This window comes from Myxococcus sp. MxC21-1 (assembly GCF_032612255.1).
Lineage (GTDB): Bacteria > Myxococcota > Myxococcia > Myxococcales > Myxococcaceae > Myxococcus > Myxococcus virescens.
Map to the genome: position 1 here is coordinate 4,453,067 of NZ_CP123278.1, position 23,699 is coordinate 4,476,765.

Consider the following 23,699-nt stretch of genomic DNA (forward strand, 5'->3'; position numbering starts at 1 on the left):
CGATACCTCGTTCCCCGGATGTTCCTCGTCCTCGCGCTCAGCTCGGGTGGTGCCGCGCTGGCCCAGCCTCGCAAGCAGGTCCAGGATTTCCAGGCCCCCCGCGAGATGACCGCCGAGGAGCGTGAGGCCGCCAAGCAGCGCGCCATGGGCAACAACCTCAACTCCTACGGCAAGGACGTCCAGCTCAAGCAGAAGCCGATTCCGTGGATGGCCATCGGCCTCGCGGGGCTCGTGTTCGTGGTCGCCGTGCCTTTCGGCATCCGCGCCTACCGGAACACGTCCAAGGACATCGCCGGGCAGAACACCTTCGGCGCCAACCGCGGCGACGACGAAGCGGCCTGAGCCGGTTCCGGCCCGGACTTCACGCGGGCCGGACCTCCACCGAACCTCCCGCATCCACCGTGACGCGCACGGGCAGGAAGCGCTCCACGACACGGGCGTGGGTGGTGAGGTGGTCGGTGATTCGCGCCGCCGTGAAGCGCGTAGTCCCCGGTGACGCCGGCCCCAGGCGCCCGGCGGCCAGCAGCGCGGCGGGCAGGAGAATCTGATCGGCGAGGTGCTCATCGAGCGCCCCACCCGTCTCCATGAACCGCGCCAGGGCCTCGCCTCCTCGCGGCCCACGTCCTCGGCGGGACGGCCCCGCTCTCCCAGCGCGGTGAAGCCCGCGATGGTGTGCTCGAACTGGGCCAGGACGAAAGTGACAGTTCCCACCGAACGCGTCACCGCCAGCGGGCGGTTGTCCGCCTCCGCCAGGATGCCGCGCTCACGCAGCGCCCCCACGGCGGCCCTGGATTGACGCTCGGCGATGGTGAACGGCAGCCCGCCGGTGAAGGACGACACGCGGACCTCGCGCAACATGCCTCGCGCGGGCAGCTCCACCAGCCGGGGCGGCTCCTGCGGCGGCCCCACCTCCGCGACAATCTCCCCAGCACCCTCCGGGTAGAAGCCGGCGTGCACCAGGGACAGCAACACCGGCAGGCCATACGCGTGCGCCACCGGCTGCCAGACGGTGGCCACGTAGTGGAAGCTGGGGCTGTGCGGCAGGTGCGTGCCACCTCGCAAGGTCAGCCGTCCTCCCCGGCCAGGGCCAGCGGATAGACGAGGCACTGGAAGAGCAACGGCGTGCTGCCCGCGGTGCCCACCTCCAGCAGGTAGTCGCCGGCGCGCACGGGGGCCGGGGTGAAGGAGAGCTCGGAGGCGCCGACGGTGGCGCCCTCGGAAGAAGCGGCGCCGCCACACAGGGCCTCGGCGCCGCGGACACAGGCCGGTGCTGGGGACGCAGACCGGGCGGATCACGTCGCTCGCGCAGGCGCGTGATGTGGAACGGGCGGCCGGTGATGAGCGACAGCGACAGCGCGGAGCGGAGAATCTGGCCGCCCCCTTCGCCCTCACTCCCATCCAGCCGCACCAGCCCGGTGTCGGGCCCCTGGGTGCCGGTCATGTCCCTCCCGTTTCAGGTGCCACCGCGTGAATGAAGCCCCAGGGTAACAGGAACGCAAGGTGGGCACCCTCACGAGAACACCCTTCCCTTCGCCGCTGCACAGAAGCAGCCCTGATGGCGACGAACGGAGGGGGCCGCGTGGGGGCCCTCGCGCTACTCGTCCAACGAGGGCAGCACGCCCACCTTGATGAAGCTGGGGTTCGCCGCGGAGTGGTAGACGCGGTGGAAGGCGCGCGTGAAGTGCTCCTCCTTCGCCTCGAAGATGTTGGGCACGTAGGTCTGCGGGTTGCGGTCGATGAACGGGAACCAGCTCGACTGGACCTGAATCATCACGCGGTGCCCACGCTGGAAGGTGTGGAACACGTCGTTGATGACGAAGCGCACCTTCGTCACCTCGTTGGGCTTGAAGGGCTTGGGCTCGCTGTAGCTGTCGCGGAACCGGCCACGGAAGGGCTCGCCGCGCACCAGCGTCTGCTGATGGCCCCGGTTCTTCTTCCCCTGCTCTTCATCGCCCTTGCGCCACCCGCGCACCTTGCCCGGGTTGACGTCCACCAGCTTTACCACCCAGTCCGCGTCGGTGCCCGTCGTGGAAACCCACAACTCCGCCTCCAGCGGTCCCGCCAGCGTGAGGTCGCGCTCCAGCGGCTCCGTCTCGAACACCAGCACGTCCGGCCGGCGCGCGGCGAAGCGCTGGTCCTCCGTCATGTAGTCCTTGCTCCAGCCCGTCATCATCTCCTGCGTGTACGGCACGGGCTTGGCTGGGTCGCTCACGTACTCGGCGAAGGACGCGCCCGTCGTCTTCGGCGCCGTCGTGGCCAGGCCCCCCTTGGGCTGGAAGTACAGCCGCGTCTCGCGCAGCCCCTTGGGCGGCCACGTGTCGAAGCGGCGCCATCGGTTGGCGCCCGTCTCGAACACCATCGCCTCCGGCACGTCCGGCTTCGCGCCGCCCTTGAGGTGGTGCTTGAAGAAGTCCAGCGCCAGCGTCTGGTAGGCCTCGCTGGTGGCGAAGCCGAAGTCCGCGTCGCCCAGGGACTCGCCTCCGCCGCGCTGCCAGCCGCCGTGCGGCCACGGGCCCATGATGAGGCTGTTGGAGATGCCGGGGTTCTGCTTCTCGATGGCGGCGTAGGTCCGCAGGGGGCCGTAGAGGTCCTCGGTGTCGTACCAGCCGCCCACCGTGAGCACCGCCGCCTTGATGTTCTTCAGGTGCGGGAGCAGGTTCCGCGCCTGCCAGAAGCTGTCGTAGTTGGGATGCGCGGTGACGTCCTTCCAGAAGGCGACATCCCCCTTGAGGTGCTTCGCGTCCGCGTTGCCCAGGGGACCCAGGTCCAGGAAGAACTGGTAGCCGTCGGGCGTGCCGTGCTCGAAGCGCTGCCACTCCTCGTTGTCCGTGGGATGGGGCCGGGGCTTGCCGAACGTGGAGAAGAAGTTGAACGCCAGCGCCAGGTTGAAGGCGCCGTGGCGGTGCATGTCATCCCAGAACCAGTCGGCGATGGGGGCCTGCGGCGACACCGCCTTGAGCGCCGGGTGCGAATCAATGGCGCCCGCCGACGCGTAGAAGCCGGGGTACGAAATCCCCCACTGGCCCACGCGGCCGTTGTTGTTCGCCACGCGCTTCACCAGCCACTCGATGGTGTCGTACGTGTCGGTGCTCTCGTCGAAGTCCTTGGGCCCGGCCTTCTTCGGCTTGTGGGGGCGGACGTTGACGAACTCGCCTTCGGACATGTTGCGCCCGCGCACGTCCTGGAAGGCGAAGATGAAGCCGTCCTTCTCGAACGCCTCCGTGGGGGCCAGCGCGGGGGGATACCGGTCCACGCCATAGGGCGCGACGCTGTACGGCGTTCGCACCAGGATGATGGGATAGCGCTTCCCCGGTGACGCGTCCGCGGGGACGTAGACGGAGGTGAACAGGCGCGTCCCGTCCCGCATGGGAATGCGGTACTCGAACTTGGTGTACTGCGAGCGGACGCACTCGGTGCGCTCGGGAGAGATGCTGTAGGGGCGCTTCGGGGCCGGCGGGGTGGACTGCGCCTGCGCCGGGCCTGCGACGGTGGCCAGCAGGACAGCCGCGAGGCATCGGGTCACGGGATGCATGCACGCTCCTGGAACGATGACGCTGGAAGGCCGGCCCGCAACACCGCGAGCGGCCCGCTTGTTCCCGGAATCAGCTCCGCTCTTCCCCGCCGTCGTCCAGCCCGTACTTGCGCAGCTTGTCATGCAGGGTGGCCCGGCCAATGCCCAGCCGCCGCGCCGCTTCACTGCGGTTTCCGCCCGCCATGCGCAGCGCGTCCAGGACCAGGCCGCGCTCGTACGCCTCCACTCGCTCCTTGAGCCCCGCGCCGGGAGCCTCGTCCTGCGGCCCTGGACGGACCGGGTCCAATGACGCCCCCGGGGATCCACTATCCGCGCCTGCCGGCTCGGCGGAAGGCAACTGGCCCAGGTCCAGCCGCCCCTCGCTGGACAATGCGACCAGGCTCTCCAGCGTGTTCTCCAGCTCGCGCACGTTACCCGGCCACGGGAAGGCACGGAGCTGCTCGAAGAAGCCGTCGGGGATTTTCAGCGGACCCGTGTGGAACCGGTCGATGAAGCGGTCCAGGAACACCCGCGCCAGCACGGGGATGTCCTCGGGGCGCTCGCGCAGCGGCGGCACCCGGAGCTGGACGACGTTGAGCCGGTAGTAGAGGTCCTCGCGGAACGCGCCCTCCAGGGCCAGGCGCCGCAAGTCCCTGTGGGTGGCGGCGATGATGCGCACGTCCACCGTCACCGGCCGGTCCTCCCCCACCGGGCGCACCTCGCCCTCCTGAATCACGCGAAGGAGCCGGGCCTGGAGCGTGGGCGCCAGTTCGCCCACTTCGTCCAGCAGCAGCGTGCCGCCATCCGCCTCACGGAAGAGTCCGGGCCGCGCGCGGTGGGCTCCAGTGAAGGCGCCCCGGGCGTGGCCGAACAGCTCGGCCTCCGCCAGCTCCTCGGTGAGTGCCGCGCAGTTGAAGCGCAGGAAGGGCCGGTTCGCGCGCGGCGAGGCCCGGACGAGCGCGTCCGCCACCCGCTCCTTCCCCGTGCCGCTCTCCCCGGTGATGAGCACCGTCACGTCCCGGGAGCCCGCCAGTTGCACGAGCTGCGCGAGCCGGGCCATGGGCTCCGAGACGAACACCAGCGAGCGGGACAGGTTCAGCTCACCCGAAAGCCGCGCGTTCTCCTCGCGGAGCCGCACCGACTCCAGCGCGCGGGAGACGACCGCCAGCAGCTCATCCACCTCGAAGGGCTTGCGGAAGTAGTCGTAGGCCCCCGCCTTCATGGCCTCCACCGCGAAGCGCTCGGAACCATGCGCGGTGATGACGATGACGCGAGGCGACCGGGGGAACGTACTCAGCCGGCGAACCAGCGCCATGCCGTCCATCCGAGGCATGCGCAGGTCGGAGATGACCAGCTCGTAGGGCCGCGCCGACAGCTTCTCCAGCGCATCCTCGCCATCCACGGCTTCATCCACCTCGACACCGGAGAGGCTCTTGAGCATCTCCCGCAGCGTGAAGCGAACGCCCGCGTCGTCATCCACCACCAGGACGCGCGTGGTGCCACCCTCCCTGGCCTCATCCCACATTCGCGACTCCGTGCAGTGGCCGCAGGATCTCCGCTGGCAGCTCTCGCGGAAGCGTCAACGCCGCCTCGCATCCGCCTCCTACCGTATTCGTCAGCGTGACGTCTCCGCCGTGCTGTCTCGCCAGGGCGCGCGCCACCGTCAGGCCCAAGCCGGAGCCCTTGGCCTTGGTCGTCACGCCCGCGTCGAACACACGGGCCTCGAGCTCGGAGGCCAGTCCAGGCCCTGAGTCGCGCACGAAGACGCGGGCCTCGCCCACGGGCAGCGCGCGGACCTCCACGGTGACACGCCCGCCCGTGGGACAGGCCTCGATGGCGTTGTGCAGCAGGTTCATCAACACCTGCTTCACCTTGCGCGAGTCACACACGGCCTCCACACCCTCCGTGCCCTTGCGCTCCAGCCGCACGCCGTGGCCCGCCGCCAGCCCTTCGTGCAGCACCAGGGCTTCGTCGCACAGCGCGCCCAGGTCCACGGGGCTCACCGTCAAAGGCACCAGCGGCCGAGTGAAGTTGAGGAACTCCTCCAGGATGCCCTGCATCCGCACCACCTCGCCCGACAGCACCTGCAGGCGTTCGGCGGGCTGGGCGCGACCTGCTTCGCGCGCCATGAGCTGGGTGAGGCCCTTCACCGTGGCCAGCGGGTTCTTCAGCTCGTGGGCAATCTCTCCGGACATGGCCTCCAGGGCGCCCGCATACGAGCGATGCGTGGCCAGCAGTTCGTCGCGGCTGGCGAGCGCTTCGCTCAGCATGTTGTCGAAGGTCGTCCGGATGGCGCCGCCCGCCGCGCTGCACACGCAGAGCATGATGGCGGTGACGAGGGCGCCCGCGACGAGCAGGACGGACGACGGCGCGCCGAGGAACCACAGGGGCAGCCCCTGAACCAGCCCGGAGATCTGGACGAAGGAGACGGCCATCAGCGTGGACAGCTGCGCCATCAACAGCCGCGAGCGATCCCGGGGCGTCGCCGCCAGGCTCGACAAGAAGCCCAGGGGCAGCGCGGCGGGCAGCACGGGGCTGGCGATGCCGCCTGTCCCCACGATGATGCTCGTCAGGATGATCTGCCCCATCCACAGATTGAGCGGCACGCTGCGCGCGTCAACGCCGTCGCGCTGGAAGCGGCGGAACTCATGGAAGAAGTAGGTGAAGGCGCCCACCCCCACCACGCTCATGAACACGCATCGCCAGGGCGCGCCGTCGATGACGGCGACACACACGGCGGACAGCAGCAGCAACAGCGACAGGAACAGGCGGACACGAACGAGCCGGCCGAACAGGCGCCCGAAGTGCTTGAGCTGGATGTCCTCGAAGTAGCGCTGGGTCCGCGAGTCCATGGGGCCTCTCCCGCTCACGCCTCCCCGCTCATCGTATGTCAGCCGCGCCCCCCTCGATGACCGTCAACTGGGGCGCCGCCTTTCGCTCCGGGGCGCGGACCCCGGACACGCTCTGCCCTCCCGTCGCCGTGCGCTCGGTGGAGGAGGTGCGGGGTTGGCTGGCCTGGGACGCAGCGCGGCGCGGCGCGGGCCGCAGTGGCAAGCCGAAGTACAGGTACATGTCGAGCAACATGGATTGACTTCCCCTTGGCGGATGCGTGGACGCTGAAACGCATCCGGCCTGGAGCAATGGTGATGCCACCGGCTGTCCGGCCATTCACCGGGGCGCGCCACTTCGCGAGGAAGCGGCGAAACGCACCGTGCCATGGGCTCCAGGCGCACTTTCGTGAAAAAGGATGAAGTTGCGTGAGGCAAGCGCGGAGGTGACGTGCGCGGGAAACCACCCCGAGGGGTCGGGTCACCGCCGGGGTTCCGGCAGGGTGCCGGATTTCCGGCAGGTCCGTCGCACGGCCCTCCGGCACACGGGCGGTGCCGGGTAGCGGCATGGGACTTGCCGGGGCTCGTCCCCGTTCAGGCGTGCAGCGATTCGTGCCGGGCCAGCATCTCGACGAGCTGTTCGATTCGCCGAGCCCGCGTCTCCGCCTTCTTCGCGGTGTGGACGCGCCACAGGATGGCGTACCGGTTCGCCGCGTTGAGCGTGGCGAAGAACGCGGCCGCCTTCGCATTCGCGGCCAGGGCGAGGGCCAGGTCCTCGGGCACGGTGGCCTTGCTCTGCGACGCGTAGGCGGCGTCCCAGCGGCCATCCTTCTTGGCGAGCTCCACGACCTCCATGCCCGACGGCTTCATCCGGCCCGCGGCGATGAGCGCTTCCACCTTCTCGCAGTTGATCTTGGACCAGACGCTCTTTGCGCCCCGGGGAGTGAACTTCTGGAGCCACGCGGTGTCGTCGAAGGCGTTCTTCTGACCGTCAATCCAGCCCCACGCGAGCGCGACGTCGAGCGCCTCGGCGTAGGTGACGGATTCAATGCCCGAGCCCTTCTTCGCCAGCTTCAGCCAGAGGCCGCGCGACGAGGCATGGTTCGCTTCGAGCCAGGACGCCCATTCCGCGGGCGACGCGAAGGCAATCGTGGGGAGCTCAGCGGCGGGCGCCTTCTTCGCGGCGGCCTTCTTCGTCGGACTCATGGTGGCGTCAGCGGATAGCACGGGCCGCCAGCGCCCCGCCAACAACCTACGGAGGACTCTCCGCCGCCGTCTTCGTGTCTCCCCCGCCGCCCAGCAGCTTCTCCTTCAATGCGCTCAGGCCCTTGCTACCGGCGGCCCGCACGCCCTCGAAGGAATCCCCCGCCTCGTGGGCGAAGTCGTCCATGGAGCGCTGCGCGAGGCCTTGACGGACCCGGTCCATCCACAGGACGGGCGCCAGGACCTGCCCTGCCCGCTCCGGTCCCAGGAGCGTGACGAGGATCTTCTCCGGGCCCCCTGCCCTCGCCACGAGCGCCTGTCCCAGGATGGCGGCAGCCCGCGCCTGGAGGAAGATGGGCAGCCGTTCGCCGTGCTTGCGCATCGCGTCCGCGCTGGCCTGGAGGTCACGCCGCTCGGTCTCGCCCAGGTACGGACTCTTCGCCAGGGTGTCGAGGTAGCGCGCGGATTCGTCGTAGCGCTCCCGTCGGAAATGGATGAAGGCCCAGCCCCACCACGTCAGCTCATTCTCGATGCCAAGCTTCTCAAGGGAGCCCAGGCCCCGCTCGAGGTCGTCCTCCGCCGCACGCTCGCGCTTGAGCCCCATGCGGTTCCAGGCCCGCAGGAAGTAGCCCGTGGCGAGCAGCGTCTCGCGGACCTGTGCCGGCGTGGCATTCCGCATCGCTGGAAAGTCGCTGGCGGGCAGCGCCTCGGCTTCGGACAGGAACGCATTCAGCTCCTCCTCGGCCGCGTAGTGATAGCCCGCGCCGCAGAAAGCCATCCCCCGGCTGCCGCGAACCGACACGCGCAGCCCTGGCGGCCACGCGGGCTGAGGCGTGGCGCGCGACAGCTCATAGAGCACCAGGTCGGTCGCGGGGACACGGTTGCCCGAGTCCGCCGCGTCCAGCACGAACCACAGCGAGGAGAGGAACGCGTGCTCCTGGCCCGCGTCGTAACCCGGCAGCGGAGGCGGCTGGTCCGGCTGAAAGCGGTTCCACAGGAGGGGGAACTCGTCCTCGTCGCGCTGCTCCAGCGTCTTCTTGGCCTTGTAGAACGCGACGCCCAGGTCCAGGTACGCCTTCGCCACACGGAGCGCTTCTTCCTCGGAGGCAGCCTTCGCCGGCAGCTCCCGCGTGGCCGCCAGCGTCTGCCAGAGCGCGGCGATCTCAGCGGGAGCGTTCGGCTGACCCTCCGCGCGCATCGTCAGCTTGAGCGCCCGGTACGGGACCAGCGAGTAGGCGTCGCGAATGCGCGCTTCGATTTCCTCCCGCTCCTGTGCGGCTCGCTCCGCATCGGACTTGCGGCAGCCGCCCAGGACCGTCAGCAGCATCACGGCGATGACGCGTCCCAGGAGGCGTGGCGCCGAGCGTGGCGTGGAGACCTGGTTCACCCCGTCCTTCGCGTCCTTGTTCATCGGGAAAGGAAGGTATCACAGCGACCTTGGCGTACCCATGCCCCTGCCGCCTTGGGTGCCGACACAGGCAGACGGTGGCGCGCGACGGGCCCGTGGATTACAGCGCCGCCAGCATGACTCATCAGGCTGCGGCTTCCGGGCTCTCCATCTTCCAACATCGAGACTTCCGCTTCTATCTGCTGGCGCGCCTGTGCGCGGTGCTGGCCGTCCAGATTGAGTCGGTGGCCATTGGCTGGCAGGTCTACGAGCTCACGGGCAGCGCGCTCGCGCTCGGCTATACGGGGCTGGCGCAGTTCCTGCCGTTCCTGTCGCTGTGTCTGGTGGGCGGCCAGGTGGCGGACCGCGTGGATCGGCGGACCATCCTGGCGGTGTGTCAGACGGTGATGCTGGTCTGCAGCCTGCTGCTGCTCGCGTTCACCTTGGGCCATATCCGCGACGTGCGATTCGTCTATGGCGTCCTGGTGCTCTTCGGCGCGGCGCGCGCGTTCCATGCCCCGGCGGGCTCCGCGCTCACCCCGCATCTGGTGCCGCCCGAGCACCTGACTCGCGCCGTGGCCATCAACTCCACCACGTGGCAGGTGGCCACCATTGGCGGCCCGGCCGTGGGCGGCATCCTTTATGGCTGGATCGGCGCCGCGGGGGCCTACACGGCCTCCGCGACGTTGTGCGCCCTCTCCGTCATCTGGATTCTCATCCTCAAGGTGCGGACCGGGCGCGCGTCCGCCGAGCCCCTCTCCCTGTCGACCCTGGTCGCGGGACTCGGCTTCGTTCGACGGCAGCGCCTGCTGCTGGGCAGCATCACCCTGGACCTGTTCGCCGTGCTCTTCGGTGGCGCGGTGGCGCTCCTGCCCATCTATGCGCGGGACATCCTGCACACAGGGCCATGGGGACTGGGGCTGCTGCGCTGTGCGCCCGCGTTCGGCGCAGCGGTGGTGGCCGTCTTCCTGGCCATGCGGCCCATGGGCGGCAACACCGGCCGGAAGATGTTCATCGCGGTCGCCATCTTCGGCGCGGCCACGCTCGTCTTCGGGATGAGCCGCTCGCTGCCCCTGTCGCTGGCGGCGCTGGCGATAGCAGGCGCCGCGGACATGATCAGCGTCGTGGTCCGCCACACGCTGGAGTTGATGGCCACCCCGGACGACATGCGCGGCCGCGTGGGCGCGGTGAACATGATGGCCATTGGCGCCTCCAACGAACTGGGCGAGTTCCGCGCGGGCGGGTTCGCCGAGTACGTGGGCGCCGTACCCGCGGTGGTCGCGGGCGCGGTGGGCACGCTGGCGGTGGTCGCGCTCTGGGCGTGGGCCTTTCCCGAGCTACGGCGGGTGGACCGCCTGGAGTCCTTCGCGCAGACGAAGGAGCCACCAGCGGCGCCCGCGAGCTGAGGTCCCGCGATGCTCAAGCCTGCGCGCCGTCGTAGCTGACGCGCAGGCCTCGATGGGTCACGGTGATGAGGGGGCGGCCCAGCCAGCCACAATGGCGGCACACGGCGCTGGGACCGGAGGCGGTGACGCGCACGGGCAGGTCCGCCGCGCAGACGGGGCACCCCTCGGGAAGCGTGTAGTCACGCGAGCTTGCGTTCACTTCGGTCATGTATTTCAGGTAACGCAGTCGCGCGTCGCCGCAAGCAGCCGGCCAGACACGTTGGCGTGCAGCCGGCCCTGGGCACGCCAGACAGGCCGCTGGTGCCCACTCCTTGCGCCGTGAGGGCTTTCGTCACCGCGAGGCCGATTCCGTGAGCCGCACCGTTGACCAGCGGGCACCAACATGAATGCGGCTTCATGTTCATATCGGAATGGTGGAGCATGGCGCGGGCGTCGGCAATGTCTCCACCTGCCCGCCCCGCGCACTCCGCGGTAGAGGTCCGCCGCTGCCCGGAGTAAGGGGGGGCAAACATGCCCCTTCGCCTCGTGAAACGACTTGCCCGGGACTGGTTCCTGCTGGGGATGTTCGGCGCCGTCATCCTGGCCGCGCTCTTCCCGGAGTTCGGTACGTCGGGCGGACCGATGCACGCGGACGTCGTCGCCGACGTGGGCATCTTCGCGGTGTTCCTGCTCCACGGCCTGGGCCTGCCCGCGGCCCAGCTCCGCGCGGGCGTGGTGACGTGGCGCGTCCACGTGGTGGTCCAGGTCTTCACGTTCGTGGTGTTTCCACTGCTGTGGTGGCTGGGCGACGTGCTGGTGGGCCGCTGGATGCCAGCGGACCTGTCGCTGGGGCTGCTCTATCTCTGCGCGGTGCCGTCGACCATCTCCTCCTCCGTCGCGATGACGGGCGTCGCTCGAGGCAATGTGCCCGCCGCCATCTTCAACGCCAGCCTGTCCAGCCTGCTGGGCATCGTGTTGACGCCGCTCATCATCGGCCTGTTCGCCAGCGCCACCGGGCACTCCCTGCCCATGGGCCAGGCCATTCTCAAGCTGTCGCTCCTCCTGCTGCTCCCCCTGGCGCTGGGGCAATTGCTGCGCCCGCTGGTGGGCGGCTGGTTCGCCCGCTACCGGCCTTACACGAATGCCTTCGACCGGGTGGTGATCCTGCTCCTCGTCTATTCGTCGTTCTGTGACTCGATCGCCTCGGGCCTGTTCTCCGACTACGGCGCGGCGGTGCTGGGCGTGGCCTTCGTGGGCGCGATGATCATCCTGGCCATCGTGCTGATGCTGACCACGCGGACGGCTCGGGCGCTGGGCTTCTCCAAGGAGGACGAAATCACGGTGGTCTTCTGTGGGTCGAAGAAGACACTGGCCTCAGGGGTGCCCATGGCGCGGCTGCTCTTCGGCGCCAATCCCGCCCTGGGGCTCATCGTCCTACCGTTGATGTTCTATCATCAAGCCCAGCTCCTCGTGTGCTCGCTCCTGGCGGAACGCTACGCGAAGCGCCCGGCGGGACAACCTGCCGCATAGGCCCCGGTGCGCACCCCCGGCGGACCGGCACTGTGATAGGTGCGCAAACCACGTATGTCAGAGCCGCACAGAACGTCAGGGGCCTGGCTTGACCCAGCCGGTACAGCCCGGGCTGGAATGCACGCCATGGCCGAACGACTCGTCTTCCCTCCCATCGTGGAAGGGCTCTTCGTCCGGGGGCTCTCCGGGCGGGTGACGCCCCTGCTCAAAGAGCAGTTGCGAAGCGAGGGACTGGATCTGGACCGGCCACTCCTCCCCGCCTACTCCCTGGAGTCGTGGATTCGCTGCGTCACGCTGACAGCGAAGGCGCTGCACCCCCAGGAGCCCGACGAGGTGGCGTGGCGGATGCTCGGCGAGCGGATGATTGACGGTTACCGCGACACGCTCATGGGCCGCGCCCTGCTCGGGGTGATGAAGCTGCTGGGGCCCTGGCGGATGCTGTCGAAGGCACAGCACGGATTCCGGACGAGCAACAACTACACCGAGGTCCGCATCACGGAGACGGGCCCGACGGAGGCCGAGGTCTGGCTCAACGAGCCCGGAATGCTGCGCTACTTCAAGCAGGGCGTCATGCTCGCCATGTCCCGGGCCGCCGGTGGCGTGGCCGCGTCGGTGGACGTCCGCTCCTTCGACGAACACTGCGTCACGTACCGCGTCTCCTGGAAGGACTCGGGCCGCTGAGGCGGCTTGCCCTGGGTGCCGCCCCTCTGCGACGGTAGTCCCGCGATGGCGCTCTGGCGCCGTTGGCGAGGGGGGGACGATATGCCGTCGAGCGAGCGCGCCAATCTTCCGCGCTGGAAGGGGCAGCAAGGCTTCTTCGAAATCTGGTTCCTGTGTGTGCTCGACCCTGGGGGCGAGCGCGCCTGGTGGTTCCGCTACACGATTTTCACCCCCGCGCCGGGAGCACCCGGTGAGCCTCGCGCCCTGCTATGGGCGGCGGCCTTCGACTGCGCCACCGCCACGCCCGCGCTGGGGCTGAAGGCCATCCATCCCCTCTCCCGCTTCTCCACCGAGGCCCCGGGCCGCTTCGGCATCCGGATTGGTGACGCGGAGCTCGCGCCGGGCCGGTGCCATGGTCGCGTCGCCTCGGGAGGCCACTCCATCGAATGGGATTTGCGCTACACGCCGGAGACTGCGGAGGCGGTGCGGCGTGCTCCTCGGGGCGCCGACCTGCTGCCACTCACGACGCACGTGGCCCATGCCCATGACGACATCGCCTTCACCGGCGCCGTCACCGTGGACGGGCACCGGTATGACGTCCAGGGCGCGCCGGGGCTCCAAAAGCACCTGTGGGGACACCGCCGGCTGGAGGAGCTGACGTGGCTCTACGTGCCACGCTTCCAGGAGGACCCAGAGGCCCGCCTGGAGGTGCTGTCCGTGCGCTCCCGCCAGCATCCGCTCAGTCCCCGGCTGTCGCCCATCTACCTGCGCACCGCGCGGCGGGAACACCGGTTCCACGAGGCCCCGGACATGCTCCTCACACGCCTGCAGTCGCCGCAGCCGGGTGAGCTGTGCTTCCAGGCCCGCTCGGCCACCGTGGCCGTGAAGGGCCGCGCGTGGTGCGATCCCAAGACACTGGTGGGCTACGTCTACCGGGACCCGACGGGCTGGGACGTCCACGTGGCCCAGAGCGACGTGGCCACCTGTGAGTTGGAGCGCTTCACCCGCCCCCATCCCTTCGCGGCGTGGAGACCGGACGGACGGCTCACGTCCACCGTGGGCGCCCTGGAGTTCCACGCGCCCGAGCCCCTGGAGGGCGTGCGCTACATCGGGTGGGATGAGACGTCAGTCTCGGAGGCACCGGGCGAGGCACTGCCCGCGGTGGCCGAAGGCGCGTAGCGGCGCGAGTGCTCAGGGCGCCGTCTCCGCTCAGGCCATGGCCTCCAGCGCGTCGCGTATCACCGGATACGTATCCTGCGACGCAGTGCTTCCCATGAAGGTGTCCAGGTGGCCGTACCCCGCCAGAACCTTCCGCCGGTAATACGACGCACCGTTCTCTTCGCGCAGCCACTCGTAGGTGAGCTCCGTGGACGCGGGCATGTACGTGCCATTCTGTTCTCCGGACACGAAGGTGATGGGACGCTTCAGGTGCTCCGCGCGCAGGTACGACGGCGGGCGCTCACGGCCATAGCGGCGGAGGTTCTCCTCCCGGCCATGGTCGAAGCCCACCGCGTAGCCCGAGCGGGCCATCTGCGCCAGGTGACGGAACGTCAGCATGTTGCAGGGGCCGAACTGCTCGTCGAGCCGGTCATGCGTCTCCCGATTGATGCGCGCGTGCCGGAAGAGCTGCCCGTACATGAACGTCAGACGGCGGCAGACGGTGCTGTCGCATTCATGACGCCACAGGTCCACGAAGGCGCCGAAGGCGGCCTGGAACAAGGGGCTGCTCGGGTCCTCGTCCGGCGTCAGATAGTCGCGGGTGATGTCCAGCACGTCCGGCAACCGCAGCATCGCCTTGAGCTGCGTCGAAGGCGGGACGATGTGATGCAGCGCCACCTGCGAGGCGACCACGCTCTGGACGTCCGGCAGCAGCCCCGCCGCCATCGCCATGAAGAACGTCGCCGAGCCCGCGCAGTGCACCACCGCCTGCACGGAGTCCGCGCCGGTGCGCTCGCGGACCCACCGGACGGCGGCGGGCATGTCGTGGCGGGCGGCGTCATCCAGCGTGAACTGCCGCAGCGGCAACTCCACGCTGGCGCGCCAGTCCAGAAGCCAGGTGTCGTAGCCGTGGCGCACCAGGTGCTGCACGAAGTTCTCCCGCACCGTGGGCAGCATGAACATGCCGCTCCAGACCCCCGCGCCATGGACGAGGAGGACGGGCCCCTTCGCGCCGCCCTGGTAACGCGTGAGCTGCAACGGGACGCCGTCGCCCGCGGGAAAGTCGTGCCTTTCGGCGGAAGGAAGCGTGTTCATGAAGCGCTCCTCGAATGGGATGAGAATCCGTGCACCACGGCCTCGGCGATGCGCTCGGCCACCGCGCTGATGGTCATCACCGGGTGGAAGCCGATGGCTGTCGGGATGACGGAGCCGTCCGCCACGTGCAGCCCGGGATAGTGGAAGACCTCTCCCTCGGTGGACACCACGCCGCGCTCGGGAGCTTCCGCCAGATGGGCACCGCCAAGCGAATGCACCGTGAAAGGCCGCTTGAAGAGCTGCCAGGTGATCAGCGGCGCGAAGGTGGCACCGTACTGGGCCGCCAGGTCCCGCATCGCGTCCGTCATCCGCCGCACCAACTCCGCGTTCTCCCCGGCGAAGTCCCACGACACGTCGAGCTGCCCGTCATCGAGGTGCATCCGGCCATTGGCGTTGTCCTGGCCGATGCCGAACAGGTTGGACGTGCGAGCCGCATCCACGTTGGTACGCATGGGCCGGCTCATCAGCCCCTTCTTGAGCGCCGCGTGAACGGCTGGACCCAGGCAGGTCCACAGCGGTGCCCCCAGGCCCTGGAGCCGTCCGAGGTTCGGCTGCCCCAGGCCCGCGAGGACCTCCGTGGCGGGCTGGTTGAACGTGGCCGTCACCAGCGTGAAGCGCGGCTGCCGGTCGGTGAAGCGCATCACGGTGGACACGTCGGGGCCCACCCAGGGCTGGATGTCCTCGCGCGCGCCCTGCATCGACGCCAGGAAGTCCCCGTTGCCCGAATAGCCATGGCCCAGCCGCCGGCTCACCCGAGGCAGCGTCCGCGCGACGTCCCGGCTGCGCAGCAATATCTCCACCGTGCCCAGCGTCCCCGCGGCCAGCACCACCCGCGAGCCCTCCACGGTGTGCCGCTCTCCCGACACCAGGTCCTGGCAGTGGACGCGGTACCCATCCCGCACCGGCTCCACGTGGGAGACGAGCGTACGGGCCAGGACCAGCGCCCCCAGCGCCTCCGCCCGCGCCGGTACGTCAGGTCCATGGTGTTCTTCGCGCCGTGCTGGCAGCCGAATTCGCACTCGGCGCAGAGCTGGCACACGCGCCGGCCCGGTCCCGGCGGCTCCGAGAAGGCCACGGCCACGGGCGGGTCGAACGTCTCGCGCCCCATGCCCCGGGCCGCGCGCTGGAAGAGGTCGCGCTTGCGCAGCGGCATCGAGGGCGGCACCGGATTCAACCGCAGCTCCCGCGCCACCTTGTCGAAGTAGGGCTCCAGCGAGTCCCGGCGGTACGTCCGGGGCCAGCGCGGGTCCTCGAACACGTTGGCGTCCGGCCGCACGTGGACGTTGGCGTAGATGAGCGAGCCGCCGCCGACGCCGCTGGCCGTCACCGTGCCGATGCCGGACAGGAAGCGCACGTCATAGAGGCCCTGCGCCTTGCGCCGCGTGGCATGGCGCCAGAGCACCTCGTCCGTTCGCGTCACGTCCCTGGGAAAGTCACCGGGCCGGTAGCGCTTGCCGCGCTCCAGGACCAGCACGGACTTGCCCGCCTGAGCCAGGCGCAGCGCACTGATGGACCCCCCAAAGCCGGAGCCCACGACGACCACGTCGTACCGCGATGCCTTCGCCACGATGCGCCTCTCTTATTCCAGCTTGGTTCGCGCGAAGACGTCCCAGAGGTTGCCCATGAACATGCTCCCAAAACGCTTCACGGCCTGGGCCTTCGCCAGCGGTGACGTCGTTCCCAGCACGGCGAAGGTCGTGAGCTGCTGGAGGAAGTCCGGCATGCCCAGACGGATGATGCCGCTGGCCACCGCGGGCGCGTGCCGGTCGCTGCCCCGGCGGATGACGGTGTAGAGCGTGGACGTGTCGGACCACATGTCGAAGCCGTCGTCGTCCCGGACATGCTTGTAGCCATCCAGCAGGTACTGCTGGCCGTCCATGCCGGTGAAGGGCAACAGGTAGAGCATCCGCCGCTCGTAGTAGCTGTCCGTGTCCACGAAGAGGTTGAAGACGCCGTGGTCCACCTTCGCTCCGCCAGGAGGCGTGAGGCCGTGGACGTGGACGGTGCCTTGCGCGATGCCGGAATGGGCCTTCTCCGCGAGGAAGCGGTCCAGGTTGGGCAAGGTGATGGTGAGGATGAACTCGGCCACCCTGCCCTCTGACTTGCCCTCCTCCTCGGCGCCCGCGTAATCCGTGTCCGGCAGGTGGCCGTGGTTGATGAAGCCGCGCATCCGCTCGGTGAAGCGCAGCCCCACCACGGGCGTTGGCGACAGCACCGTGCCTCCCTCTGGAATCACCACGCTCCGCATCGGATCCTCTCTTGGCACCACCCGCGTGGGTGCCACACTCGTGCTCATCCGCATCGACGCGCGGAACGGTTCCGCCGCCGCCCGGCCCGAAGCCGTTCCGGCCCGCTCAGGGGCGGTCCAGGAGGGGTTCCCCAGCACCTGCCGGATCGCGGCCTCGACGTTGCGCTCCGCCACCGCGGCGATGGTGGATGACGGGTTCACCCCGGTGCTCGCGGGCAGCGCGGCGCCATCCAGCACGTACAGCCCAGGGTGGCCGTGCACCTCACCGTCCGGGTTCAGCACACCGTAGGCCGGCTCCTCCGCCATGGTGCAGCCGCCCAGGTTGTGGACGGACACGGGGATGTGAAGCCGATCCCATAGGGGGTTGAAGACGGCGCGCGCCCCGAGCGCCCGAGCGATGTCCTGGCAGATCTGCTCCTGCGTCCGGTACAGCGGCAGGTTGGAAGGCACGTCCCAGCGCACCTCCATGTCCCGAGTCAAAGGCCGCAGCGCGAGCCGCCCGTTGGCGCGATCCCTCCCCATGGCCAGGAACACGGCCTGGAAGCGCCCGCGCTCCTTGCCCATGACGGTTTCAGGCTGGGAGCGCCGGCGCAGGGCGCGGACCAGTTGCTTCTGGAGCAGGTCCGCGGGGACACGGAAGTCCCGGCTCATGTCCAGCACCTGAAGCAGCCCCGCCGCCTGCCCGGGGTGCCCGCCTTCCTGGAAGAGGAACCACGTCTTGTCCGCGCCCTGCCCCTGGTCCACCACCAGGCTGGTGGTGATGGTGGGGCCCTCGGACGGCTCCCACACCTCGCGCGTCTCGAAGGCGAAGGCCAGGAAGTCGCCGTTGGCCGAATAGCGGCACCCCAGCCGGTCGCTGATGCGCGGGAGCGTGCCCCACTGGTCGCGGCAGCGCAGCAGCAGCTCCGTGGTGTTCACCGTGCCGGCGCACAGGAACACGCGGCGAGCCTCCACGGTGCGCTCGGCGCCGCCCGCGGCATGGTCGGTATAGGTGACGCGATAGCCCGCGGGAGACAGCGGCTCGATTCGCGTGGCCTCCGCCTGGGTGGTCATCTCCGCGCCCTGCTGTTCAGCGACGGCCAGGTAGTTCAGGTCCAGCGTGTTCTTCGCGCGGACGTTGCAGCCGATGTCGCATTCGCCGCAGTAGTTGCAGCCCTCCTGGGCGACGCCGAACTTGTTGGCCATCGGCTCGCCAGCGGGGGCGAAGCGCACGGCGAGGTCCGGGTAGAAGAACTGCTGCTCGCGGCCCAGCTTGCGCGCAACCTCCCGCATCCGCTTCGCCTTGGTGGGCAGGCCACGCGCGGACGCGGTGATGGGCTGGAGGTCCAGCATGTACGCGACCAGGTCGTAGTACGGATCCAGCGCGGCGCGGCTGTAGCCCTCCGGCCAGTCGGTGTCGAAGGTCTCCGCGGGCGGGCGCAGGTGGACGTTGGCGTAGATGAGCGAGCCGCCGCCGTAGCCCGCGGCCTGGACAATGCTCATCCCCGGTAGCAGCTTCACGTCGAAGAGGCCCTGGCCGTACCGCCACAGCCAGCCATTGAGCGGGTTGCTCCAGTCGCGGGGAAAGCTCCCCTTCGGGTAGCGCAGGCCCCGCTCCAGGACGCGCACGGTCAGGCCCGCCTGTGCCAGCCGGCACGCCGCCACCGCTCCCCCAAAGCCGGTGCCAATGACCAGCGCGTCGTACGTCGGCGCCATGTTCCCCCTCGTCGAGACCTGTCCCCGCGGCAGGTTTCAACTGACACTTTATTAACGCACGAGGGGCTGATCCTTCGACCTCCACCCATCCGGGGAACCCAACCCCTTGGAATCGTTGTTACCAAGAGGGGCTGGGCGTGGGCGCCGAAGCTCAGTGGGCGTGGTGCTGCTTGCACTCCCCCTTCGGACGGAACGGCAAGGCCCACAGCTCGCGTCCAGTCTTCCCGTCATCCGCCGAGAAGAACACGTCCCAGCCTGAGCGCACGAAGTCGCGAGGCGACGAGGAAGCGCTCCCGTGCGCCAGACCTCGCAGCGCCTTCGTGCCCGAACGGGTGCCATCGCTCACCCAGGGCTCGTGCCCATGCACCCCATCGCTCGCGGAGAAGAACAGCGTGCCTTCAATGGAGGCCAGCGCTTCGGGATCCGATGAGCCACCACCGGGCGCCAGATCCTTGAAGAGCCTGGTCCCCGAGCCGGTGCCGTTGCTCACCCAGAGTTCACGTCCCTCCCCGGAGCCATCATTCGCGGCGAAGAAGACTCGCGACTTCAGAACCGCCAGAGCGCTCGGTGAGGAGCTCATGGGCCCTGGCCAGATGTCCTTCACCAGCTTCGTGCCCAACGGCGAGCCGTCACTGGTCCAGAGCTCATCGCCCTCTGGCTCTCCGTCCCCGGCGCTGAAGACGACTCGATTCCCCAGGGCCACCAGGTCGTGCGGATACTCTCCGGCGAAGGACCGCAGTTGTTCCGTGTTCGAGGCGGCCCCATCCGTCTTCCACAAGCGGGCCTCGCCCTCGTCGTTATCCAAGAGGAAGTAGAGCCGCGACTTCACGGCCAGGAAGTTGAAGAGAAGGTTATCGCCCGCCCGAGTGAGGACGGAAATGGCGCCCGGCACTCCGGTGCTACGCCAGAGATGAATCTCGTCGTTGATGGGCCCCTGCTGAGCCGCGACGAAGTAGAAGGCCTCGTTACCCACGCGAACAAAGCTTCGCGGGAATGAGCCATCGGGGCCGGGCTCGATGTCCTCGACGAGGTACGTCCCCGCGTCCGTTCCGTCACTGCGCCACAGCTCGCTTCCGTGCACGCCGTCGTTCGCGCCGAAGTACAGGACACCCCCGAACTCAACCAGCAGGGGCTCGTTCCTCCTGAAGAGGGGGTTCGGACGGAAAATCCCATCCTCCGGCCCCGGGTAGATGTCCTTCACCAGGTACGTGCCGGCCGACGTCCCGTCGGTCACCCACAACTCGTAGCCGTGGACGCCGTCATCCGCGGCGAAGAACACCCGGTTCCCCACCCGAGTGAGATTCGAAATCTCCGACCCCGCCAGCCCTGGGTAGATGTCCTTCACCAGCGACGTGCCGCTTCCTTCCGTTCCGCTGCTTCGCCACAACTCGCGTCCATGCACCCCGTCGTCCGCCGTGAAGAAGAGGACTCGGTCGCCGTGGATCAGATCGGCCGGATTGGACCCCACGGGGCCAGGGTGGATGTCCGCCAATCGAACGGCCTCCTTCCCGCACAGCTCCCACTTCTGACTCAGGGCGGACTCCTGACTCGTGAAGTCGGCATCACTCGTGGCGTCAGCATCATCGACTTCGGTGCCACAACCCGCGGCGCCCAGGAGAATGAGCAATGGAAGATGGGGCTTCATGACGGCCTCCGTTGAAGGCGCGGTCCATCCGCGCCGAATCCGGAGGGTGAGAGTCATGCGTACCCGCATCTACCTGCGCAGGAGTGGCACTCCGCGGGCGGAAAGCGACAGTCGGTCACGCGGCGCGGGCAGAGAGATCGGCGCTCCATCCAGGCACGGCGACTGCACTGGCGAACGTCCGCGCCCGGCGCCGAAGTCCTGCTCCAGGCGCACGCAACCCGCGGCATGTGCAACGCCCTTGCACCGGCAGACATGACGACACGTCGGGCACGCACGCGCCGGACACAACGTCACACGAGGTCACAACTCAAAGATGAATCCAACCCAGCAGAAGCTGAACGCTCGGCGTCGTCACGTTCGCGGATTGACGCTGATTGAAATCATGGTCGTCATCACCATCCTCGGGCTCATCGCCGCGGCGGTGGGCGTCTCCGTGATGTCGAACCTGGAGGAGGCCAAGCAGAAGACCGCCGCACTGGACATCAAGACATTGGAGACGGGGCTCAAGCTCCACTACATGAAGACTGGCAGCTTCCCGGAGACCCAGGCCGGCCTGGAAGAACTCCTCCAGGCGCGCTCGCTGGAGCGACTGCCCAAGGACCCGTGGAACCGCGACTACGTGTACATGAATGAGGGCGGCAACCCCGTCATCCTGTCGTACGGCGCGGACGGTGTCCCAGGGGGTGATGGCAGCGACGCGGACATCACCTCCCAGATGGAGTCACCGTCCGCGAGCGCGGCCCGCCGCCCCAAGGGGCTCCGTTAGTCCGAGCCCTCGAGCACGTCAGCGGCCCGCCGCCACGCGCGCGAAGTGGTGCGCGAGGCGGTGCAGCACCTCCGTGTTGTCGGCCTCCGCCGCCTTGAGCTTGGGCAGCTGCGCCTTCAGCTCCTGGAGGTTCTTCCCGCGCTGTTGGAGGCTGTCCGCCTCGAGTTCAATCCATCGCCCCAGCTCGCTGGCGGTCAGCTCCAGGTGGAACTGGAAGCCGTAGGACGTGCCCAGACGGAAGGCCTGCTGGGTGTACCGGTCCGTGGACGCCAGCAGCGTGGCGTCCGGGACGGGCGCATAGGAGTCACCGTGCCAGTGCGCCACCACCGTGCGCGGACGAGCCCCGGACACCACGGGGTCCTTCTGCGCCTCCGGCGTCCATCGCATCGGGCCCACGCCCACCTCGAAGCCATTCTTCCCGGGGAACACGTCCGCGCCCGCCGCCGCCGCGAGCATCTGGGCGCCCAGGCAGATGCCCAGGCATGGGCGCTCGTAGGCGAGCCGCTCCATGAGGATGCCCAGCTCCTGCCGCAGGAAGGGATGCTGCTCGGATTCGTAGACGGCCATGCGGCCGCCCATGACGACCAGCAGCTCCGCGTCCACGTCCTCCCGGCGCACGGCGCGGAAGCGGTTCACCAGCGTGAAGCCCGCCGCCTGCAACACCGGCCCCAGCAAGCCGGGCCCTTCGTGCTCCTCGTGCTGGAACACCACCGCGCGCATCGACGTCACCTCCCAAGCCGCGGGCGCCCTGCCCACCGGCTCAATCGTATTCGCAGGACGTGCAGATGTTGAGGCAGGTCCCCACCTGCTCTCTGTACTCCTTCACACATTCCTGGTTGGAGGCGCAGTTCACGTCGCTGGTACAGCCGGGTTCGCAATAGCTGAGCGTGGCGTCCGCGCAGTACTGCCCCGGCTGGCAGGGGTCATCGCCCATGAAGTCCCCGCACTCGGTGTACCCGGGCTGAAGGGGCGCCATGACACAGGCGCTGCTTCCCAGCGCGAGCAGGGCGAGGACGACGGGCCAGAGACGGGTACGCATCGAAATACCTTTCAAGAGCAAGCGGAGGATGCCCGCTTGCTCCCGACGGCCGTCCGAACGCCGTATTCACGGTCCGTGCGTCGTTCTACTCCGCGGCCGGCACCGGGCAGCGGTTGCGAAAGCTGTCGCTGAGGGCCACGGCCACCAGCAGCTCGGGGAGCCGGTGTCCGCCCTCCGAGAAGCGCGCGTCCACGTAGCGCACGGTGGCCTCGTCCTCGAATGCAAGCGCCGCTCCCGCGGCACCCCGCAGCAGGCTGCGTCGCGACAGCTCCCAGGTTCTCGATTTCGGCACGGGGGGCCTTGTTGTCTGAGCCGTCGCATTGCCCAGCAACGAGGGTGCCACCCCGGAAAGAACAAGGAACTCCGGAGAGTTGCAGCCCTCGTGGATTCCCGAGGGCGCGGTGGGGGCTCGCCCCCACACGCCGGTATGGGGTGTCGTCCCCGTTTCTCAAGCCTTGGGCTTGCGGATGCGCAGCAGCCCTTCCTGGGCCACCGAGGCCACCAGCCGGCCGTCACGCGTGTAGACGCTGCCGCGCGACAGGCCGCGCGCGTTGCCCGCCCACGGGCTGTCCATGGAGTACAGCAGCCAGTCGCTCACCTTCAGGTCTCCGTGGAACCACAGGGCATGGTCCAGGCTGGCGCCCAGGATGCGGGGCTGGAAGAAGCTGGCCGCGTGGGGCAGGAGCGCAGTGCTGATGAGGTTGAAGTCGGATGCGTAGGCCAGCACGTACCGGTGCACCTGCGGATCCTCCGGCAGGTCGCCGTTGGCGCGAAACCACACGTGCTTGATGGGCGCCTTCGCCTCCGGGTTGAACGGATCCACCGGCGCCACGGGCCGGATCTCAATCGGCTTCTCCCCCAGGAACTTCTCTCGCAGGGCTTCCGGGATGCGGGCAGACAAGCGGCTCAGCAGCTCCTGCTCCGAGGCCAGCGCCTCCGGGCCTGGCACCTCCGGCATGGGCGCCTGGTGGGCAAAGCCCTCTTCGTCCCCGTGGAAGGAGGCGATCATCGTCAGGATGGGCTCGCCCTTCTGCACGGCCACGACGCGGCGCGTGGTGATGCTGCCGCCGTCCCGCACACGGTCCACCGTGTAGACGACGGGAAGCGTCGCGTCGCCCGGGCGCAGGAAGTAGCCGTGCAGTGAGTGGACATGGCGGCCGGCCGGCACCGTCTGGCTGCCCGCGGACAGCGCCTGCCCCAGCACCTGGCCGCCGAAGAGCTGGCGGAACCCCAGGTCTTGACTCCGGCCACGAAACAGATTTTCCTCGATTTTCTCCAGTTTAAGGAGCGACAACAGCTCATCCAGGACTCGGCTCATGGCCCCTGTCGTAATCGACCGGGGCACCGGTGTCTCGGGAAGCGGCGCCCCGTCCCTCGTCCCATGCCGGGTCCCGCCCGACCGCGAAGCCGTGTCGGTTCACGATGAGAATAGACGGCTCATGCGCAGCGCCGCAGCGCATCAATGACATACGGCGTCATGGGTAGCCTCCACTTTTAGCAACCTTTGAGAGCGGAGACGCTTGAAGCGCCCCGCACTCTTGCGCGACGC

The 23,699-nt window shown here is 69.0% G+C and carries 22 protein-coding genes and 1 pseudogene; 7 read left to right on the forward strand and 16 right to left on the reverse strand.

Annotated features, from left to right (window positions below):
• Positions 1 to 18: 18 nt before the first annotated feature.
• Positions 19 to 342, forward strand: coding sequence for a hypothetical protein (locus QEG98_RS20045; protein WP_090494387.1), 324 nt, complete (start codon positions 19 to 21; stop codon positions 340 to 342).
• Between the two features lie 19 nt (positions 343 to 361).
• On the opposite strand, the pseudogene rtcA reads toward QEG98_RS20045, so the two are convergent.
• From rtcA to QEG98_RS20075, 4 genes and pseudogenes are all read right to left on the reverse strand, one after another.
• A pseudogene (gene rtcA, locus QEG98_RS42000) lies at positions 362 to 1,441 on the reverse strand (RNA 3'-terminal phosphate cyclase).
• A 153-nt stretch (positions 1,442 to 1,594) separates the two neighbouring features.
• A complete protein-coding gene (locus tag QEG98_RS20065) occupies positions 1,595 to 3,532 on the reverse strand; it encodes a CocE/NonD family hydrolase (protein WP_316567740.1) in 1,938 nt (645 codons plus the stop codon).
• 70 nt (positions 3,533 to 3,602) lie between these two features.
• Positions 3,603 to 5,036 (reverse strand): sigma-54 dependent transcriptional regulator, encoded by a 1,434-nt coding sequence (locus QEG98_RS20070; RefSeq protein WP_316567741.1) that lies wholly within the window; start codon positions 5,034 to 5,036, stop codon positions 3,603 to 3,605.
• Complete coding sequence (locus QEG98_RS20075) at positions 5,026 to 6,363, reverse strand: HAMP domain-containing sensor histidine kinase (protein WP_316567742.1); 1,338 nt, start codon at positions 6,361 to 6,363, stop codon at positions 5,026 to 5,028. The genes QEG98_RS20070 and QEG98_RS20075 overlap by 11 nt, the downstream gene beginning before the upstream one ends.
• A 35-nt stretch (positions 6,364 to 6,398) precedes the next feature.
• On the opposite strand from QEG98_RS20075, the gene QEG98_RS20080 reads away from it, so the two are divergent.
• Positions 6,399 to 6,602: a hypothetical protein gene (locus QEG98_RS20080; protein WP_316567743.1), complete on the forward strand. Its 204-nt coding sequence runs from the start codon at positions 6,399 to 6,401 to the stop codon at positions 6,600 to 6,602.
• Between the two features lie 331 nt (positions 6,603 to 6,933).
• Here the strand turns inward: QEG98_RS20080 and QEG98_RS20085 are convergent, their stop codons facing one another.
• Entirely contained in the window at positions 6,934 to 7,545 is a 612-nt protein-coding gene (locus tag QEG98_RS20085; RefSeq protein WP_316567744.1) for a YdeI/OmpD-associated family protein, read from the reverse strand.
• A gap of 46 nt (positions 7,546 to 7,591) precedes the next feature.
• Positions 7,592 to 8,953, reverse strand: a complete 1,362-nt coding sequence (locus QEG98_RS20090) for a hypothetical protein (protein WP_316567745.1) — start codon at positions 8,951 to 8,953, stop codon at positions 7,592 to 7,594.
• Positions 8,954 to 9,066: 113 nt separating this feature from the next.
• On the opposite strand from QEG98_RS20090, the gene QEG98_RS20095 reads away from it, so the two are divergent.
• Positions 9,067 to 10,335 carry an MFS transporter gene (locus QEG98_RS20095; protein ID WP_410478048.1) on the forward strand — a complete coding sequence of 423 codons (1,269 nt, stop codon included), beginning with the start codon at positions 9,067 to 9,069 and terminating at the stop codon, positions 10,333 to 10,335.
• A 13-nt stretch (positions 10,336 to 10,348) separates the two neighbouring features.
• Here the strand turns inward: QEG98_RS20095 and QEG98_RS20100 are convergent, their stop codons facing one another.
• Positions 10,349 to 10,543, reverse strand: a complete 195-nt coding sequence (locus QEG98_RS20100; protein ID WP_090494403.1) for a hypothetical protein — start codon at positions 10,541 to 10,543, stop codon at positions 10,349 to 10,351.
• A gap of 302 nt (positions 10,544 to 10,845) precedes the next feature.
• Between QEG98_RS20100 and QEG98_RS20105 the strand changes: the two genes are divergently transcribed.
• The 3 genes from QEG98_RS20105 to QEG98_RS20115 all read left to right on the forward strand — a co-directional run bounded on the left by QEG98_RS20105 (position 10,846) and on the right by QEG98_RS20115 (position 13,683).
• Positions 10,846 to 11,844, forward strand: coding sequence for a bile acid:sodium symporter family protein (locus tag QEG98_RS20105; protein ID WP_316567747.1), 999 nt, complete (start codon positions 10,846 to 10,848; stop codon positions 11,842 to 11,844).
• A gap of 126 nt (positions 11,845 to 11,970) precedes the next feature.
• Positions 11,971 to 12,525 (forward strand): DUF2378 family protein, encoded by a 555-nt coding sequence (locus QEG98_RS20110; protein ID WP_244172206.1) that lies wholly within the window; start codon positions 11,971 to 11,973, stop codon positions 12,523 to 12,525.
• A gap of 81 nt (positions 12,526 to 12,606) precedes the next feature.
• Positions 12,607 to 13,683 (forward strand): hypothetical protein, encoded by a 1,077-nt coding sequence (locus tag QEG98_RS20115; protein ID WP_316567748.1) that lies wholly within the window; start codon positions 12,607 to 12,609, stop codon positions 13,681 to 13,683.
• Positions 13,684 to 13,713: 30 nt separating this feature from the next.
• On the opposite strand, the gene QEG98_RS20120 is transcribed toward QEG98_RS20115, so the two are convergent.
• The 5 genes from QEG98_RS20120 to QEG98_RS20140 form a co-directional block, all read right to left on the reverse strand.
• Positions 13,714 to 14,757, reverse strand: coding sequence for an alpha/beta fold hydrolase (locus QEG98_RS20120; protein WP_141590642.1), 1,044 nt, complete (start codon positions 14,755 to 14,757; stop codon positions 13,714 to 13,716).
• Positions 14,754 to 15,455 carry a GMC oxidoreductase gene (locus QEG98_RS20125; protein WP_316567929.1) on the reverse strand — a complete coding sequence of 234 codons (702 nt, stop codon included), beginning with the start codon at positions 15,453 to 15,455 and terminating at the stop codon, positions 14,754 to 14,756. Before QEG98_RS20125 ends, QEG98_RS20120 begins: the two co-directional genes overlap by 4 nt.
• A 50-nt stretch (positions 15,456 to 15,505) precedes the next feature.
• Complete coding sequence (locus tag QEG98_RS20130; protein ID WP_316567749.1) at positions 15,506 to 16,324, reverse strand: FAD-binding protein; 819 nt, start codon at positions 16,322 to 16,324, stop codon at positions 15,506 to 15,508.
• 12 nt (positions 16,325 to 16,336) lie between these two features.
• On the reverse strand, positions 16,337 to 18,700 hold the full coding sequence (locus QEG98_RS20135) for a GMC family oxidoreductase (RefSeq protein ID WP_316567750.1): 2,364 nt from the start codon (positions 18,698 to 18,700) through the stop codon (positions 16,337 to 16,339).
• A 151-nt stretch (positions 18,701 to 18,851) separates the two neighbouring features.
• Positions 18,852 to 20,345: an ELWxxDGT repeat protein gene (locus tag QEG98_RS20140; protein ID WP_316567751.1), complete on the reverse strand. Its 1,494-nt coding sequence runs from the start codon at positions 20,343 to 20,345 to the stop codon at positions 18,852 to 18,854.
• Positions 20,346 to 20,658: 313 nt separating this feature from the next.
• Between QEG98_RS20140 and gspG the strand changes: the two genes are divergently transcribed.
• Positions 20,659 to 21,111 (forward strand): type II secretion system major pseudopilin GspG, encoded by a 453-nt coding sequence (gene gspG, locus QEG98_RS20145; protein WP_316567752.1) that lies wholly within the window; start codon positions 20,659 to 20,661, stop codon positions 21,109 to 21,111.
• A gap of 18 nt (positions 21,112 to 21,129) precedes the next feature.
• On the opposite strand, the gene QEG98_RS20150 is transcribed toward gspG, so the two are convergent.
• From QEG98_RS20150 to tesB, 4 genes are all read right to left on the reverse strand, one after another.
• Positions 21,130 to 21,831 carry a glutamine amidotransferase-related protein gene (locus tag QEG98_RS20150; protein WP_316567753.1) on the reverse strand — a complete coding sequence of 234 codons (702 nt, stop codon included), beginning with the start codon at positions 21,829 to 21,831 and terminating at the stop codon, positions 21,130 to 21,132.
• Positions 21,832 to 21,871: 40 nt separating this feature from the next.
• Positions 21,872 to 22,150 (reverse strand): hypothetical protein, encoded by a 279-nt coding sequence (locus QEG98_RS20155; RefSeq protein WP_316567754.1) that lies wholly within the window; start codon positions 22,148 to 22,150, stop codon positions 21,872 to 21,874.
• An 85-nt stretch (positions 22,151 to 22,235) separates the two neighbouring features.
• On the reverse strand, positions 22,236 to 22,442 hold the full coding sequence (locus QEG98_RS20160) for a DUF1585 domain-containing protein (protein ID WP_316567755.1): 207 nt from the start codon (positions 22,440 to 22,442) through the stop codon (positions 22,236 to 22,238).
• A 156-nt stretch (positions 22,443 to 22,598) separates the two neighbouring features.
• Complete coding sequence (gene tesB, locus QEG98_RS20165; protein ID WP_141620037.1) at positions 22,599 to 23,468, reverse strand: acyl-CoA thioesterase II; 870 nt, start codon at positions 23,466 to 23,468, stop codon at positions 22,599 to 22,601.
• Positions 23,469 to 23,699: the final 231 nt, after the last annotated feature.

What these genes read in the sequence shown, in the direction of transcription:
- QEG98_RS20045 (WP_090494387.1), top strand. Translation starts at nt 19, where the DNA reads ATGTTCCTCGTCCTCGCGCTCAGCTCGGGTGGTGCCGCGCTGGCCCAG.
- QEG98_RS20065 (WP_316567740.1), bottom strand. Translation starts at nt 3,532, where the DNA reads ATGCATCCCGTGACCCGATGCCTCGCGGCTGTCCTGCTGGCCACCGTC.
- QEG98_RS20070 (WP_316567741.1), bottom strand. Translation starts at nt 5,036, where the DNA reads ATGTGGGATGAGGCCAGGGAGGGTGGCACCACGCGCGTCCTGGTGGTG.
- QEG98_RS20075 (WP_316567742.1), bottom strand. Translation starts at nt 6,363, where the DNA reads ATGGACTCGCGGACCCAGCGCTACTTCGAGGACATCCAGCTCAAGCAC.
- QEG98_RS20080 (WP_316567743.1), top strand. Translation starts at nt 6,399, where the DNA reads ATGTCAGCCGCGCCCCCCTCGATGACCGTCAACTGGGGCGCCGCCTTT.
- QEG98_RS20085 (WP_316567744.1), bottom strand. Translation starts at nt 7,545, where the DNA reads ATGAGTCCGACGAAGAAGGCCGCCGCGAAGAAGGCGCCCGCCGCTGAG.
- QEG98_RS20090 (WP_316567745.1), bottom strand. Translation starts at nt 8,953, where the DNA reads ATGAACAAGGACGCGAAGGACGGGGTGAACCAGGTCTCCACGCCACGC.
- QEG98_RS20095 (WP_410478048.1), top strand. Translation starts at nt 9,067, where the DNA reads ATGACTCATCAGGCTGCGGCTTCCGGGCTCTCCATCTTCCAACATCGA.
- QEG98_RS20100 (WP_090494403.1), bottom strand. Translation starts at nt 10,543, where the DNA reads ATGACCGAAGTGAACGCAAGCTCGCGTGACTACACGCTTCCCGAGGGG.
- QEG98_RS20105 (WP_316567747.1), top strand. Translation starts at nt 10,846, where the DNA reads ATGCCCCTTCGCCTCGTGAAACGACTTGCCCGGGACTGGTTCCTGCTG.
- QEG98_RS20110 (WP_244172206.1), top strand. Translation starts at nt 11,971, where the DNA reads ATGGCCGAACGACTCGTCTTCCCTCCCATCGTGGAAGGGCTCTTCGTC.
- QEG98_RS20115 (WP_316567748.1), top strand. Translation starts at nt 12,607, where the DNA reads ATGCCGTCGAGCGAGCGCGCCAATCTTCCGCGCTGGAAGGGGCAGCAA.
- QEG98_RS20120 (WP_141590642.1), bottom strand. Translation starts at nt 14,757, where the DNA reads ATGAACACGCTTCCTTCCGCCGAAAGGCACGACTTTCCCGCGGGCGAC.
- QEG98_RS20125 (WP_316567929.1), bottom strand. Translation starts at nt 15,455, where the DNA reads ATGCAGGGCGCGCGCGAGGACATCCAGCCCTGGGTGGGCCCCGACGTG.
- QEG98_RS20135 (WP_316567750.1), bottom strand. Translation starts at nt 18,700, where the DNA reads ATGGCGCCGACGTACGACGCGCTGGTCATTGGCACCGGCTTTGGGGGA.
- QEG98_RS20140 (WP_316567751.1), bottom strand. Translation starts at nt 20,345, where the DNA reads ATGAAGCCCCATCTTCCATTGCTCATTCTCCTGGGCGCCGCGGGTTGT.
- gspG (WP_316567752.1), top strand. Translation starts at nt 20,659, where the DNA reads ATGAATCCAACCCAGCAGAAGCTGAACGCTCGGCGTCGTCACGTTCGC.
- QEG98_RS20150 (WP_316567753.1), bottom strand. Translation starts at nt 21,831, where the DNA reads ATGCGCGCGGTGGTGTTCCAGCACGAGGAGCACGAAGGGCCCGGCTTG.
- QEG98_RS20155 (WP_316567754.1), bottom strand. Translation starts at nt 22,150, where the DNA reads ATGCGTACCCGTCTCTGGCCCGTCGTCCTCGCCCTGCTCGCGCTGGGA.
- tesB (WP_141620037.1), bottom strand. Translation starts at nt 23,468, where the DNA reads ATGAGCCGAGTCCTGGATGAGCTGTTGTCGCTCCTTAAACTGGAGAAA.